The sequence below is a fragment of the Neptuniibacter sp. QD34_54 genome (genome assembly GCF_047778055.1).
Classification (GTDB): Bacteria; Pseudomonadota; Gammaproteobacteria; order Pseudomonadales; family Balneatricaceae; genus Neptuniibacter.
Map to the genome: position 1 here is coordinate 180859 of NZ_CP180546.1, position 15598 is coordinate 196456.

Sequence of the window (15598 nt, forward strand, 5' to 3'; positions counted from 1 at the left end):
TTAGGGAGAGAAAACAGCGTGATGGTTGAATCAGCGGAACAGAGCGAAGCAGCAGCGGCGTTATTAGAGAGCCGTGAAAATGTTGCAACAACAGAGCAAGAGGTAGAGGAAACACCGGTTGATCTGAAGGTGCCCGAGCTCTATATCAACCGTGAACTCAGCCATCTGCAGTTTAATATCCGAGTTCTAGAACAAGCATTAGAGGAGCAGCACCCGTTGCTAGAACGGTTGATGTTCCTGTTGATCTTCTCCAGTAACTTGGATGAATTTTTCGAGATTCGTGTTGCTGAGCAGATGACTCAGTTGAAATATGGTCGTGAGGCAGTTGGTCCTGATGCAATGCACCCACGTACGGTGTTGCAGCGTATTAGCGAAATCTGTCACCTGACCGTAGACCGCCAATATAAGATCCTGAATGAAACGATCTTTCCTGAGTTGGAAAAGGAAGAGATCCATTTTATCCGTCGTCACTTATGGACGCCGGAGCAGAGAGAGTGGGTGCAGTCTTACTTCTATGATCGTGTTGTGCCGGTCATCAGCCCGGTTGGTTTGGACCCTTCACACCCTTTCCCACGTTTAGTGAATAAGAGCCTTAACTTTATCGTTGAGCTGGATGGTAAAGATGCCTTTGGCCGTGAAACTGGCATGGCGATTATTCCGGCTCCGCGCTCTTTGCCGCGTTTGATCCGTCTACCAGACAACCTCTGTGATGGTGGAGATAACCTAATCTTCTTATCCTCGATTATCCACGAATTTGCGGATGAGCTATTCCCAGGGATGAAGGTTAAAGGTTGTTATCAGTTCCGTATCACACGTAATGCCGATATGACCTTCGATGTGGAAGAGGTTGAGGATCTGGTAAATACCCTGAGGGGTGAGTTGCACTCGCGTAAGTACGGTGATGCAGTTCGATTGGAAGTGGACCAGCGAACACCAGAAGAGTTGATCGCTTTCCTACAGAAAGAGTACAAATTGGATGAATCGCAAACTTATAGGGTGGATGGTCCTGTTAACTTGACCCGCCTTATGGCTGTGCGTGATTTAGTGGAGCGGAATGATCTGCGCTGGAAGCCATTTTCTCCCGGCATGCCTGGTAAGCTTAAAGGTGACAATATTTTCGATGCCTTAAGGGCGAATGATCAATTATTGTTACATCCATTCCAGTCCTTTTCACCAGTGGTTGATCTACTGCGTCAGGCAGCGAAAGATCCTGATGTCGTAGCGATAAAACAGACTCTTTATCGAACTGGGGTAAAATCCGATATCGTTAATGCATTAGTAGAAGCGGCGCGTAGCGGTAAAGAGGTAACCGTAGTTATTGAACTGCGTGCACGTTTCGATGAAGAGAGTAATCTACATCTTGCTTCACGTTTGCAGGAGGCGGGTTGTTTGGTTGTGTATGGTGTTGTTGGTTACAAGTGCCACGCTAAAGCGATGTTAATCGTACGAGAAGAGGAGAATCACTTAGTACGTTATTCTCACTTAGGTACGGGTAACTATCACTCGGGTACAGCGCGCCTGTATTCTGATTACAGTTATCTGACTGCGGATCAAGAGGTGGGCGAAGATGTCCACAAGGTTTTTCAACAGCTAACGGGTATGGGTAAGATTCAGAAGCTGAAAAAGTTATACACAGCCCCATTTACCCTGCACTCTAAAATGATCGAACTGATCCGTCGTGAGACCCGCTTAGCTAAGTCTGGTAAGCCAGGTCATATCATGGTCAAAGTGAACGGTTTGACTGAGCCTAAGATGATCCGTGCCCTATACGAAGCAGCGGAAGCTGGTGTTCAAATTGATCTGATTATCCGTGGTATGTGTCGTCTACGTCCGGGTATTGAGGGGCTGTCTGAAAATATCAAAGTTCGCTCCATCATCGGCCGTTTCTTAGAGCATACGCGCGTTTACTATTTTGGTAATGACGGTAAACCGGAAGTGTTCTGTGCCAGCGCTGACTGGATGGAACGTAACATGCTTAACCGTGTAGAAACGGGTTTCCAAGTCTTTGGAAAACATAGTGAGCGTTTAAAGCGCGAGCTGGATTACTACATGAAAGATAACTGCCAGAGCTGGGAGCTTCAGGCGGACGGTAGTTATATTCAGAACCAGCCGGGTGAAGAGGAAGAGGTTTTCTCTGCTCAGCAAGCTCTATTAGAAGAGTTTGCTAAGTAGCTGTATCTAATAAATAGCCTTACTTATCGAGTAAGGCTGTTAAGCGCTTTTCGCATAGCTCTGATGGTTATGAACAACTAACTGGTTGCGATTGTTCTTTGCTAGATACAGCGCTTTATCCGCTTCCGTGTACAGTTCATTTTTATCAGAAATCTGATTGCCCGCGCTCCAGTAGGCACCAATAGAGATAGTTACATAGTCGCTGACAGTGCTCTTCTCGTGAGGAATATGCAGTGCTTCCACTTCTGCTCGAATACGATCTAGGAAAGCTTGGGCCTTAGCTGCATCTTGTTCTGTAATGATGATGGCAAACTCTTCACCCCCGATGCGAAAGGCAAAATCGGAAGGTCTGCGTAGGCTGCCTCTGATGCAGTTCGCGATATCTCGCAGGGCCTTATCCCCTTGCGGGTGACCGTAGGTGTCGTTGTAAAGCTTGAAGAAATCTACATCCAGAATAGCTAACGCGATTGCTGTGCCATGACGGTAGCTGAGCTTAATTTCGCGCTCTAACACATCTTCAAAACTACGGCGGTTTGGCAGTGTGGTGAGCTTATCTGTAATCGATAGCTTCTTGCTGGTTGAATCCTGCAGTAGGTTTGTAAAGCCGGTTATCTGATAGCGTTCATTAATATTGGGTAAAATGCGCGAGTTTGCCCAATGCATTAAGCCATCGTCGTTGATATGACGTATCTCACCTTGCCATGTTTTACCGGTTTTGATTGTTTTCCAGATCTGCTCCGATAGCATGCTGTGAGTATCTGAATTATCAAAAAAATTACTTTGCTTGCCGATCAGTTCTTCTTTGGTTGTGTCGAGGAAACGGCAGAGGGCATTACTGGCATCAATAATCACGCCTTGTGTATCAAGGTTTGCCAGCATGATGTTCTGGTCAATCAGATGTTCTCGCTGCGATAAAGCTTTGTTTGAACGCATAATCAAACGGGTCACTTTGATTGCAATCAGAAGAGAGATAACAATCGTTAAGAAACCAATAGTAGCTACCACGTAGATAGAGTGGTCTCTATTATCCGATGACTGTTGATGAAATTCTTCGGCTTTGTTCTGGGCAAAGAGAACAAACTCGTGCACTTCGGAAAGAAGCTTGTCGACATGCTGAGCACCTTTGGCTCGGGTAATCTCAGCGGCTCTTTCAGTTTCACCAGCCAAAGCTAATTTGGCTACTTCGTCACGAATCGGTTTCCATTCAATAAAGGTTTGGTAGGCCTGTTTAATCGTGACTTTGTTACCCAAAAAGCGCTCAAAGATAATGTCGAACTCTTTGAGAACTTGCTGTTCTTGGCGGTGCACTTGCTCTAACGTAGCTTTTAACTGTTCCGTATTTTTTACCAATACCACATCTTTCATATCGCGGTGCATCGCAAACACTAGAGTCTGGATCGACTGCCCAGCATTGCTCACAGCAAATGGGTGGTTATAGATGTTTTCGACGTCTTTCGAGATGTTATTGAGGTGGTAGAGACTGAAGCCGCCTAAGCCTGTCATTAAGGTAATGATCAGGACAAAACCAAGAATAAGATTGCGATACTGCTGCATACTATAAAATACTGCTGAATTGAGGGCGCGATTGTATCAAAAACTACAGTATGCAGGAGCTTTAGTTTTATTTATCGAGGGATTCTTGATCAAGATCTATTAAATTACTGTAACCTTCTATATATGTCGGATATTTGAACGTATAGCCTGCTTTAATTAGCTTTGTATTTGAGCAGCGTTTGCTGCCTGCGCGACGAGAAACGGTTTCTGAAGTGATTGCGCTTTTGGTTTTATTTGCTAACCAAGTTGTGATCTCATGCATAGTGACTGGGCTACTATCACTGGCCAGATAACATGGATCTACTGTTTCGCCATTAAGTACTTTCGTAATGAGAAAGTTTAAAACGCCAGCGCAATCGTCACGGTGAATGCGGTTACTGAAATGCTCAGGTTTAGCGGGGGCTATATCACCTCTTCTGACACGGCTGATTAGATGATTCCTTCCGGGGCCATAGATGCCGCTAAATCTAACCACTGTACTTGGTAGATCAGCACTTAAAACCTGTTGTTCACCTTTAAGCATGATCTTGCCACTAAAAGATTTAGGTTCGCAGGGGCTCGTTTCATCCACCCAATCACTATCGTTTTGGTGGTAAACCCCGCTGCTGGATGTGAAGAATAGATGTTTAGGTTTAGAGGGTAGTGCATTTAGGGTGTTTTGCACGCCAGCCACATAGGCTGCTTCGTAACCTTCTTCATCATGACTGCTTGCCGCTGCTGTGTAGACAAGGATATGACAGTCGTCTATTTCCGCCAGAGCCGCTTTTAAATTCTCTAAATTTGTGAGATCAGCGCTTATTCCTTGGATGCCTTGCGGTAGCTGGTTTATATTACGACGTAGGCCAAATACCTTATGCCCTTGATTTAATAACATTTGTCCAAGAGTTGAGCCAACATCGCCGCAGCCGACGATGAGAATAGTTGCTTGTTGCATACAGGTTAAGCCTCCGAAAATCACAGACCTATCATAGCAAAGGATAAGGCCGGATGACCCTTACAGAATTGCGTTACATTGTTACCTTGGCGAGAGAACAGCATTTTGGTCATGCGGCTGAAAAGTGCTTTGTCAGTCAGCCTACCTTGTCTATAGCGGTCAAAAAGCTTGAAGATGAGTTGGGTGTACCACTGTTTGAACGCAGTAAAAACTCGGTTCGCGTCACACCTGTAGGTGATAAAGTGGTGCAACAGGCGCAGCGCGTGCTTGAGCAAGCCGATACCATCAAAGATCTGGCGCTTGAGGGCAAAGATCAGCTGAAAAGCCCACTTCGCGTAGGCGCGATCTACACCATTGGACCTTACTTATTCCCTCATCTGGTTTCTCAGGTGCAAAAGCTTGCGCCTGATATGCCGCTGTATATCGAAGAGAACTTCACTGAGAACCTGCGAGTTAAGATCCGTAACGGTGAGCTGGATGCAATTATCTTAGCGCTGCCATTCCAAGAACCGGATATTCTGACGCGCCCTCTATACGATGAGCATTTCGAAATGCTGATGCCAGTGGGCCATCCTTGGGCGCAGCAGAAAAAGATTAATAGTGAAGATCTACCTAATACCCCGCTGTTGTTATTGGGCGAAGGGCATTGTTTTAGGGATCAGGTATTAGAATCCTGCCCAACGTTGAATCAAGCGATTAATACTCAACATACGATTACCGAGGGTAGCTCTCTAGAGACTATCCGTATGATGGTTGGTTCTGGCTTAGGTTGTTCCGTATTGCCGCAATCCGCTGTATATGGAACGGGTAAATCAGAGATGGTAGTAACACGACCTTTCCAAGAACCAGTGCCAGAACGCACGGTTGGGGTGGCTTGGCGTGCTAGCTTTCCACGTCCGCAAGCGATCGATGTGTTGGTTGAAGCGATTGCCTCTTTTGATCCTGCAGGCGGTAAATAAGTTTGTTACTTGCTTCTATTCCTGTCACAGAGTTAAAAGGTGTTGGCGCTGCGTTAGAGCAGAAGCTGAATAACCTTGGTATTCAAAATCTACAGGATCTATTGTTTCATCTGCCTCTGCGTTACCAAGATCGCACGCGAATTGTGCCTATGGGGGCGTTACGTCCCGGTGATGAGTGCGTGGTTGAGGGTGAGGTGAAGCTGGCGGATATCAGCAAAGGTCGCCGCCGCAGTTTATTGTGCCGTATTCAAGATGGCACGGGGTCACTAACGCTACGTTTCTTTCATTTCACAGCTGCTCAGAAAAATAACTTAAAACCTGGTACTCGTATTCGCTGCTTTGGTGAAGCACGTACCGGTGCAAATGGTTTGGAGATCGTCCATCCTGAATATAAGCGGGTGGATAACGATGATTTGGTGCCAGTAGAAGAGAACCTAACGCCGATCTATCCAACCACAGAAGGTCTGCATCAGGGACGTTTACGAGCTCTGACTGATCAAGCGCTTAACTATCTGAAAGAGGGTGGCCTGCAAGAGCTTGTGCCTGATCAATTGCGACAAGGCTGGCAGTTCCCAAGTTTGAATGATGCCGTAGCTTATCTTCATCGCCCTCCAGTCGATGTAGACCAGCACCTTTTGTTGGACGGTATGCACCCTGCTCAGCGCCGTTTGGCGTTTGAAGAGCTACTCGCTCATCACCTCTCTTTGTTGAAATTACGTCAAAAAGCACGTCAAAAAGGTGCGCCTGAACTGCCGGGAACAGGACAACTTAAACAAGCCTTTTTAGATCAGCTACCGTTCCCGTTAACTGGCGCGCAACAGCGCGTAGGCAATGAAATCGCCAACGATCTTGCGCAAGCTTATCCTATGCTGCGTTTAGTGCAGGGCGATGTTGGTTCAGGTAAAACGGTCGTGGCGGCATTGGCTGCTCTACAAACGGTAGAGAGTGGTCTGCAAGCTGCGATTATGGCGCCGACCGAGATTTTGGCCGAACAGCACTATATCAACTTCAGTAACTGGCTTGAGTCACTCGATATTAAAGTTGCGTGGTTGGCAGGTAAGCTCAAAGGTAAGCAAAGGCAGGCGCAACTAGAAGCGATTAGAGCAGGTGAGGCGCGAGTTGTTGTCGGGACGCACGCGCTTTTTCAGGAAGAGGTCGTCTTCTCTGATCTAGGTTTAGTGGTGATCGATGAGCAGCACCGCTTTGGTGTGCATCAAAGGCTGTCACTGCGTGAAAAAGGGCGTAATGGTGAGTTAGCTCCGCACCAGTTAATCATGACCGCTACGCCGATTCCCCGAACTCTGACCATGAGTGCTTACGCCGATCTGGATTGCTCTATTATCGATGAGTTGCCACCGGGACGAACACCTGTGAATACTGTAGTTATTGCCGATAGCCGCCGCGACGAAGTTATTCAGCGGGTACAAAAAGCCTGCGCTGAAAAGCGCCAAGTTTACTGGGTGTGCACTCTGATTGAAGAGTCTGAAGCTTTGCAATGCCAAGCCGCAGAAGTAACTGCTGAGGATCTGAAAGTAGCGCTGCCTGAACTACGTATAGGTTTAGTGCATGGTCGTATGAAGCCGGCTGAAAAAGCTGAGATTATGCAGCAGTTTAAATCAGCTGAATTGGACCTTTTAGTCGCGACAACGGTCATTGAAGTAGGTGTGGACGTTCCTAATGCTAGTGTGATGATCATAGAAAATCCTGAGCGCTTAGGTTTAGCGCAATTGCATCAGCTACGTGGTCGAGTGGGCCGAGGCTCTGTAGAAAGCTTTTGTGTGCTGATGTATCACGCGCCTTTATCCAATCAGGGACGTGAACGTTTAACTGTAATGCGTGAAACCACTGATGGTTTTAAAATCGCGGAAAAAGATCTGCAGTTACGCGGGCCAGGTGAGGTTTTAGGTACACGGCAGACTGGAGCTATGCAGTTTAAAATGGCCGATCTGCAACGAGATTCAGATCTGTTAACTCGGGTTAAGATGGTGGCGGGTCAGATGCAAGAATGGCCTGATTTTGCAGATTCCTTAGTTGAACGTTGGCTGGGCCGTGGTGAAGACTACGGTAATGTATAATAAATAGATTAATCGATTTATTCGCTTGTCACAGATAGAGAGTAGTAGTGTTGATTTCACCCAGTGAAAAGCAGTTAGAAATTATTCGACAGCAGTTGGGTCGTGAACCGCGCGGTTTAGCCGGTATTGCTGTACAAAATGATCAAGAGGTTCCATTAGTGTTGCAGATGGATCTGTTGGTTGATGATAAACCTTTCCCAACGCTTTATTGGATGGCCAGTAAAGATATCTATCAAGCCATCGCTGAGATAGAAACTGCAGGTGCGGTTAAAGAGTTAGAACAAGAATTGATGGATAACGAAGCACTTCGTGCTGAGCACTTAGCGGATCAGCAGCGTTATGTGGATCTTCGTTGGGCTTCTGCTTCTGAACAGCAGAAACAGCGAATCGAGGAATTAGGTTTTACACCGTTGTACAGTAAGTATGGGATCGGTGGTATCTCGCAATGGGACAAAATCCGCTGCTTACATATGCAGTATGCCTATCACTTAGCGCAAGGTAGTGCGATTGGCCGAATCTTGGATGAACGGTATGGTTTAAAGGATATCAAAGCTTCGATTTGATCGGCTGAATAGTCTATAGAGGCGTTAAATGTTGTTTAGGAGAGCTGATGCATAGGATCAACGACGGGTTGGGTTACAGCGTTTGTGCTGTTTTCACCGCATTGCTAATGCTGTGCTCCTTCAGTGTCTCGGCTGCTACTGTTACTTATGACTTTAGCTCTGGTAGCCATGTCTCTCTTCGGGGCGATAATGGCTCGTTAACATCGACTAGTGGTTTAAGTTCATTTTCAGGATCTGGAATTAACACAAATGACTTTTCTTATGAATATCAGTGGGCGAACAGTAGGGGCAACTATGCAAAAATGCTCTATCAGTTTTCGGTTAGCGAAAGTGCAGCTGATTTAAGCAGAATAACAGCTACTTGGAGTGGTCGCGGGGCCAATTCTCGAAGTGGATATTCTGGGGCGGTCCTCTATATTCGTAATTTCTCTTCAGGGAACTTTGAATCCTTAGCATCGACTTCTTCTTCAGGTTTTACAACTCTGGCGGGTTCAGTTTCTTCCAATTTATCCGATTATGTAAGTAGTAACGAGATACATATTCTGTCGGTGAACAGGTGGCCCAGACAAAATGGAGGTCACTCAGCTCGACATGACACGAACTACATCAAAATTGATCTGGAAACTTTAGATGATACTCCCATCCCTGATCCTGAAATAGAATTTCGGATGGATGAACTTCAATGGCAAGGAAACGCCAATGAAGTGGTCGACAATACCGGGAATAATCATGACGGTCAGGCTCAGGGTGGGGCCATTACAGTCTCAGATGGTGCCGTTTGTCGTTCCGGAAGTTTTGATGGTGCTGATGATTTCGTAGAAGCCATTGATCTGTCAGCTCTGCGAGGAACAGCTAGTCTGAGTTTTTGGATTAAAACTAATCAGTTAGGTAGTTCAACGGATTATCTCGCGCCGGGTGTAACGGGTATAGAGATTAGTGGCAGTACAGACGATATTTTCTGGGGCTGGTTGGACCTTTCTGGGAATATCGGTATTAGTATTGGCGATGATAGTACTTCTAAATCCTCATCATCAATCAATGATGGTACTTGGCGTCATGTTGTTCTAACTAGAGATGCTAATACAGGCGCTTATCAGATCTTTATTGATGGGGCTTTAAATGCGACTGGCACGATTGCTTCAGGGATTATTTCAAATACCTTTAATAGTATCGGCCGTATTGAAGACAATGGTGGTAGCCCAGAGTATTTCTCTGGTCAGTTAGATGAGGTCTTAGTTTACGATCAGGTATTAACTCAGACACACGTTACTCAAATCTATACTAATCAGTTAGCAGGCAACAACTGGGATGGTTCAACTCGAACCTGTCCATCTTCTGGACCCTTAACACCTGTAGCTGAATTCAGATTTGATGAAACTAGCTGGGATGGAAGCCTTAATGAAGTTGCAGACTCTTCAGGGAGTTATCATGGTGAGGCATTTGGTGGTATCCAGCCGGTCTCGGGGAAAATATGTAATGCTGCTGATCTGACTGCAACAGAAACAACGGATTACGTAAGGGTTGATGGTGATCTTTTTGCCAATCAGGGCGATTTTACGATATCCACATGGGTGAATACCGCTAATACTAATAATCAATCTTTAATCTCTGGCGCCAATTCATCTTCCTTTAATGAGTTGATCTTTTGGTTCAATAGCAGCACAAATTTTGAACCACATTTAAACAATGTCAATAATGGCTCTGTTTCAGTTTCTAATTTTGCTACCAGTAGTTGGCGGCATTTGGTCTGGACCCGATCAGGCAATCAAAACTGTTTATACATTGATAAAGTCTTACAGGGTTGCAGGACTTTAGGAATTGATAATATCACCATAGCAAGCAACGGATTGATTTTAGGGCAAGAGCAAGATTCGCTTGGTGGTGGCTTTGTTGCCAGTCAGGCTTTCAATGGCTTGATGGACGAGGTACTTTTTTTTGATGAGGCGCTTTCCAGCTCAGACGTGGCAAGTATTTATGATCTTCAGGATGCAGGGAAAAATTTAGATGGCTCTGATCGAAGTTGCCCAATTGTAGAACTAGCTCCTGTGGCTGATTGGCGGTTTGATGAAGCAAGCTGGAGTGGTGTGGATGATATTTTAGATGTCAGTGGTAACGATTATCACGGTACGGCGTTTAATGCTTCACCAACCGATGATGCTCAGCTGTGTAATGCTGTTGACCTAAGTGCAAACAGTGCAACGGATTACCTTTCTATGCATAAAGGCGCAATGGATGGATTGTTAGATTTTACGGTGATTGTTTGGGCTAAATCGACTTCTTCGGATGACTCCACTATTTTGTCTGTGGCCAGTGCTGATAGCAGTTTAGGTGCAAATGAGGCTGTTTTTTATTTTGATAATAATGACCAATTTTGGCCAACTATCACTGCATCGCCATTCCAGACTAATACGAGGTTATCTGCTACTTCCACAATGCGCGATGGTGATTGGCATCAGCTTGCTTGGACACGTAAGGCATCTACAGCACAAAGCTGTTTCTTTATCGACGGTGCTAGTCAAGGCTGTGTAACTCATACGGATGGTGATGATAACAGCCCGATAGATGTGATGACTGGCGGTTTAATCATTGGCCAGGATCAGGATAGTTTGGGTGGCGGCTTTGATATAAGTCAGGACTGGGAAGGACTGTTGGATGAATTTCTAATATTTGATAGCGTCTTAAGTCAGAGTAAAATCGCTCAAATTCGCACAAATATCATGAATTCCAATAACTGGGATGGTACTCCACGTAGCTGTGGAGCATCGATTGACCACTACTCGATTACCCATGACCAAAGTGGTGTGACCTGCTTAATCGAAAATATTACTGTTTCAGCTCACGATAGCTCTCATAGTTCTGTCGACGCAGGTAGTGCTTCTATGACGATCTCTGCTACTTCAGGCAAAGGCAACTGGGTGGGTGCCGTGAGTGGGACATCGGCATTTGATAATGGTAGTTCTGATGATGGCGTCGCTACATTTACTTTCGCTTCGGGTGAGCAAACGGCTGTACTTCAGTTTGCCCATCCAATCTTAAGTGGTACAAGCGAAACTTTTGGTTTTAACGTAACGGATGGCTCCATTACTGAGAACAGTGGGAGTTGGATAGCAGCTGACGACCCTAATATTACCTATACCCTTGCGGGGTTTCGTTTTATTGATGGTGCTGGTGTAGAGACCATACCGACTCAGATTGCGGGTAAAGCATCGGATGCTGGTTTTGGTGCGGCTAGTCTTTATCTTCAGGCGGTTGAAGCAACGACTGCAGACCCGAGTGTGTGTCAGGCGGCCTTCCCAAATGGTACGACTTTATCGATTAATCTGGCAGCTCAATGTAACAACCCAACTTCGTGTGTTTCGGGGCGTACTTTTAACGTTAAAAGTGGCAGTAACCCCGAGGTAGACCTCAATTCAGGTACACCGGAAACATTCAAATCTGTTGATATGACATTCGATACTGAGTCTAAAGCACCGGTCCGTCTTAACTACAATGATGCAGGTGAAATGCAGTTACAGGCGAGTTATACCGTGCCAGATACTGGAGCGGTCATGACAGGTAATTCGAATCTCTTTGTTGTACGTCCATTTGGGTTTGGTTTCCCTAGTATCTCTTCTTCTGGTGGTACAAATCCGAGTGGAGATGAAACCGGGCCAGATAGCTCCTCTGGCTTTGCCGCTGCAGATGAGCCGTTTGATGTTGAAGTTAATGCTTACCTCTATGATGCTGCTGAGGATACCAATAATGATGGTATTCCCGATGCAATAGATACTGATGGCAATACGCTGCTGGAAACAAGCGGAACCGATAATATTGCGGATCTGACTGATAATGGTATTACGCCAAACTTTACCGGATCTGTAACTCTATCTGCAGATACAACATTCTTTACGCCAAATACGGGGGCTGGGCAGTTAGGTAATTTCAGCGGTGGTACTGCAACTATCTCGCTCGGAACTTCAAATGGTTCTGCTGTAGGTCTGAAATATGATGAAGTTGGGAGTATCCAGCTTAAGGGGTCGATGAGTGATTATATTCAGTCGGGAGTGGATATAGGGAGTGAATACCGCAAGGTTGGCCGTTTCTATCCAGATCACTTCGTTCTGACTGAATCAGCTGTGCAGGAACAATGTACTCCGTTTACCTATATGCAACAGCCGTTCTCAGCCCTTGAATACAAGATTGAAGCACGTTCTGCTGATGGTGAGCTGACCGAAAACTATGACCTTGCGCTTTATAGCAATACTGCAGTATTGGAGTTAAGCGCGGAGGATAGCGACGATGGTAATGAATTAAGCTCGCGTCTCACGACGCCTATGTCGTTAAGTGGTTGGACTGAGGGTGTAATTGATAGAACGACAGTAAGCTCAACTGCTATTACTGATCTGATCTTCCAGCGCCAAGGTGGTTCTGCCGGGTTAGAAGATGGTCCCTATACCCAGCTGCAGTTAGGTGTGTCGATAACGTCTGAATTGGATAATCGTAACTTTACATCCTCAGCATTGAATATCGATCCAGATCTAGCAGGGGATTGTGTTGGAAGTTGTACAGGTATTGCCCTTGGGAGTGGTACGGAGCTGCGTTACGGTCGCGTTATCCTGCAATCCGCCCATGGTCCAGAAACTGAGGATCTCCCCGTGCCATTTGAACTTCAGTATTGGGATGGTACAGCGTTTGTTCGCAATACAGATGATAGTTGTACCGCCATCCCATTGGCGAGTATTAGCTATAACGGTAATTCAATCAGCAGTGTGGAAGCAGATCGAACGGTAACCGTAGGTGATGGTAGTACTGTAGGTAATTTAAATATCGACGCTACAAATGCTGATGCGGTATCAGGTGATTTTAGCCTGATTTTCACGGCTCCAGGTGCAGGTACAGGCGGGGATGACAATACGGGGTATTTCCCTGTGGGTCTGTCTTCGATCGATGAGTGGTTAAGATACGATTGGGATCAGGATGGTAATGCCAATGACAGCAGTGTGCCTGATGCGATTATTACTTTTGGTCGTGCCCGCGGTAATGATCGAATGATCTTCTGGCAGGAGCGTTATCAATAGATCTGAATTTCAGGCAATAAAAAAGCAGGCTTAAGGCCTGCTTTTTTGTAACTGTCTTAAAACTGGGGCTTATGAGCCCGTTAGCTTCTGGTATTTCTCCATTAGCTGCGCTTCAGTTTCTTCGTGATCTGGATCTTTCGGAATACAGTCAACTGGGCAAACTTCAACACACTGAGGAGTATCGTAGTGACCTACACACTCAGTACATTTGGATGGTTCGATTTCATAAATTTCGTCACCCGGAGTGATGGCCTCGTTCGGACATTCCGGCTCACATACGTCACAGTTGATACATTCGTCAGTAATGATCAATGCCATGATGACTACCTCACTGTCATAAAAGTAAATTTACAGGCGCTGGTGCTCAAGCAGGGCCTTGGACACCGACGGATGAACAAATTTGCTGACATCACCGCCCAAGCTGGAGATCTCTCTGATCAGCGTGGAGGAAACGAAAGATAAATGTTCCGCTGGTGTTAAAAATATACTTTCTACGTTCGGTGCTAGATGTCGGTTCATCGCTGCGAGTTGAAACTCGTACTCAAAATCCGAAACTGCACGCAATCCACGTAGAATAATATTTGCGTTCTGTTGCTCTAGTAACTCTGCTAGTAGACAATCAAAGCCGACAATTTCAACATTGTCGAGGTGCGCAGTGACCTCGGCTACCAAAGCTACTCGAGTTTCTAATTCCAGTAGTGGTCGCTTCTTAGGGCTTTCGGCGATAGCAACAACAACTTTATCGAAAAGTTTAGATGCACGCTCAATTAGATCCGAATGACCATTGGTGATTGGATCGAATGTTCCTGGGTATACGGCTGTATTCATATCAGGTTCACAGCAGTTGATGTCTAATTAGTGCCTATATTGTGCAGGCCTAATAAAATAGCAGTTTAGCAAGTGCGGCATATTATCTGAATTGCACGGGCGGTACAAATACTATAATGGAATGGTTTGATTTATATCGGTTATAAGAAATTTGTTTTTTATTACCAATAACTATATGGGTTTTAAGGGTATTACGAAGATGTCTTGGTTGCGTATTTTTGCTGTATTCGCGTTTGTTCTTGGACTAGCGGGTTGTCAGACCTTACAAAAGGTGGATCGGGGGCTTTATCAAGTCGCTGAATCTGTTAGTGAAAAAGATAGGGTTACAGGGCAGCGCAGCTTAAGTATGGCCAATCGCTCGGCTCAGATTCAGCAGGGTAACGCCTATGTTGAGAAAATTATTGCGAATGAGAATAAGCACAAAAGACCCGTAAATGCGGCAGTAAGCCGTAGTCAGTACTTGCGCTTAGTTCGTATTTTTGACCGTATTCATCAGATCTCTCATCTGAAAAATGAGCGTTGGGAACCAATTCTGATCAAACGCGACTCTTTTAATGCGTTTACGACAGGGGGTACTTACATAGTTGTGCACTCTAAGTTGATGACAGATCTTAAAGACGATGCTGAACTGGCTGCGGTTGTTGCCCATGAGATCGCACATACTGTGGCGAACCACGTGTATGAGCGCCAGACACATGCTCAGATCAGTGCATTAGCGGGTTCGAATTCCGCGCGTCGTAGTGGTTACAAAGCTGCTTTTACCCATGAAAGTGAGCGTGAGGCTGATCGTATCGGCATCTTGTACACCGCATTAGCCGGGTATGATCCCCTCGCCGCTAGCCGTATTTGGCAGAGAAAATATGCTGCGGAGGGTAATGCTCGATCCCTGTTCCATCATGATCACCCTGTAAACGCCGAACGCTATAAAGAGGCTTATAAAGTCGGTAAGGCTGTAATGCCTTATTACCGCAAAGGCCAGATTAACCCTCGCTCAGCTCAGTTGTTGGATAATAATGTGCTGTGGCGCAAAAATAGCAATGAGGTAGCTGCAGGTGACGGTGGTGGTGTCGCTGCGCTTTTATCTACGGCGTTAGGGGCTTATGTGCAGCATCAGGAAGCGAAAGTAGAGGAGCGTCGTCAGCAGGATCAAGCGCGTTTTGTAAAAGCGGTACAGAACGGTTTAAAGCTAGAGTCATCCCGTAAAGCTGGTAATCATGTCCTAGAAACTCGCTGGCGTTATGCAGTGAAAGGGCCGGTTCTAAAAGATATGGTGATGGGAATGTACCTAAAACGGAATGGCAAGATCGAGCGTTATGTTGATCACGTTAAAGGTTATATCAAACCGGGACAGGTATTTGCTGCCCGCTTTGAATTCCCGAAAGATCTACATGTGAATGATCTGAAAGAATATGAAGCGAGCTTCTATCTAGACGACGTCCAGCCAGCTTATTAACTC

At 45.8% G+C, this 15598-nt stretch carries 10 protein-coding genes; 6 read left to right on the top strand and 4 right to left on the bottom strand.

What is annotated here, in order from left to right; genetic code table 11:
• The first annotated feature begins 21 nt into the window (after positions 1–21).
• On the top strand, positions 22–2172 hold the full coding sequence (gene ppk1, locus ACMXYP_RS00780; protein ID WP_415884695.1) for a polyphosphate kinase 1: 2151 nt from the start codon (positions 22–24) through the stop codon (positions 2170–2172).
• 39 nt (positions 2173–2211) lie between these two features.
• Here ppk1 and ACMXYP_RS00785 read toward each other — a convergent pair whose 3' ends face one another.
• Complete coding sequence (locus ACMXYP_RS00785) at positions 2212–3726, bottom strand: diguanylate cyclase domain-containing protein (RefSeq protein ID WP_415883110.1); 1515 nt, start codon at positions 3724–3726, stop codon at positions 2212–2214.
• Between the two features lie 67 nt (positions 3727–3793).
• The gene (locus tag ACMXYP_RS00790; protein ID WP_415883111.1) at positions 3794–4660 is read right to left on the bottom strand and encodes an SDR family oxidoreductase; all 867 of its coding nucleotides are present in this window, start codon (positions 4658–4660) and stop codon (positions 3794–3796) included.
• A 53-nt stretch (positions 4661–4713) separates the two neighbouring features.
• Here ACMXYP_RS00790 and ACMXYP_RS00795 point away from each other — a divergent pair, with 53 nt between their 5' ends.
• Genes ACMXYP_RS00795 through ACMXYP_RS00810 form a run of 4 tightly spaced genes read left to right on the top strand, consistent with a single transcriptional unit; the run spans position 4714 to position 13314 of the window.
• A complete protein-coding gene (locus ACMXYP_RS00795) occupies positions 4714–5619 on the top strand; it encodes a hydrogen peroxide-inducible genes activator (RefSeq protein ID WP_415883112.1) in 906 nt (301 codons plus the stop codon).
• Complete coding sequence (recG, locus tag ACMXYP_RS00800; protein ID WP_415884696.1) at positions 5616–7694, top strand: ATP-dependent DNA helicase RecG; 2079 nt, start codon at positions 5616–5618, stop codon at positions 7692–7694. Before ACMXYP_RS00795 ends, recG begins: the two co-directional genes overlap by 4 nt.
• Before the next feature lie 47 nt (positions 7695–7741).
• Positions 7742–8257: a DUF501 domain-containing protein gene (locus tag ACMXYP_RS00805; protein ID WP_415883113.1), complete on the top strand. Its 516-nt coding sequence runs from the start codon at positions 7742–7744 to the stop codon at positions 8255–8257.
• Positions 8258–8304: 47 nt separating this feature from the next.
• Positions 8305–13314, top strand: coding sequence for a DUF6701 domain-containing protein (locus ACMXYP_RS00810; RefSeq protein WP_415883114.1), 5010 nt, complete (start codon positions 8305–8307; stop codon positions 13312–13314).
• Positions 13315–13383: 69 nt separating this feature from the next.
• Here the strand turns inward: ACMXYP_RS00810 and ACMXYP_RS00815 are convergent, their stop codons facing one another.
• Together ACMXYP_RS00815 and coaD are read right to left on the bottom strand one after the other, a co-directional pair.
• Positions 13384–13632 carry a YfhL family 4Fe-4S dicluster ferredoxin gene (locus ACMXYP_RS00815; protein ID WP_415883115.1) on the bottom strand — a complete coding sequence of 83 codons (249 nt, stop codon included), beginning with the start codon at positions 13630–13632 and terminating at the stop codon, positions 13384–13386.
• A gap of 30 nt (positions 13633–13662) precedes the next feature.
• Positions 13663–14142: a pantetheine-phosphate adenylyltransferase gene (gene coaD, locus ACMXYP_RS00820; RefSeq protein WP_415883116.1), complete on the bottom strand. Its 480-nt coding sequence runs from the start codon at positions 14140–14142 to the stop codon at positions 13663–13665.
• A gap of 199 nt (positions 14143–14341) precedes the next feature.
• Between coaD and ACMXYP_RS00825 the strand changes: the two genes are divergently transcribed.
• On the top strand, positions 14342–15595 hold the full coding sequence (locus ACMXYP_RS00825; RefSeq protein ID WP_415883117.1) for a M48 family metallopeptidase: 1254 nt from the start codon (positions 14342–14344) through the stop codon (positions 15593–15595).
• Positions 15596–15598 lie beyond the last annotated feature (3 nt).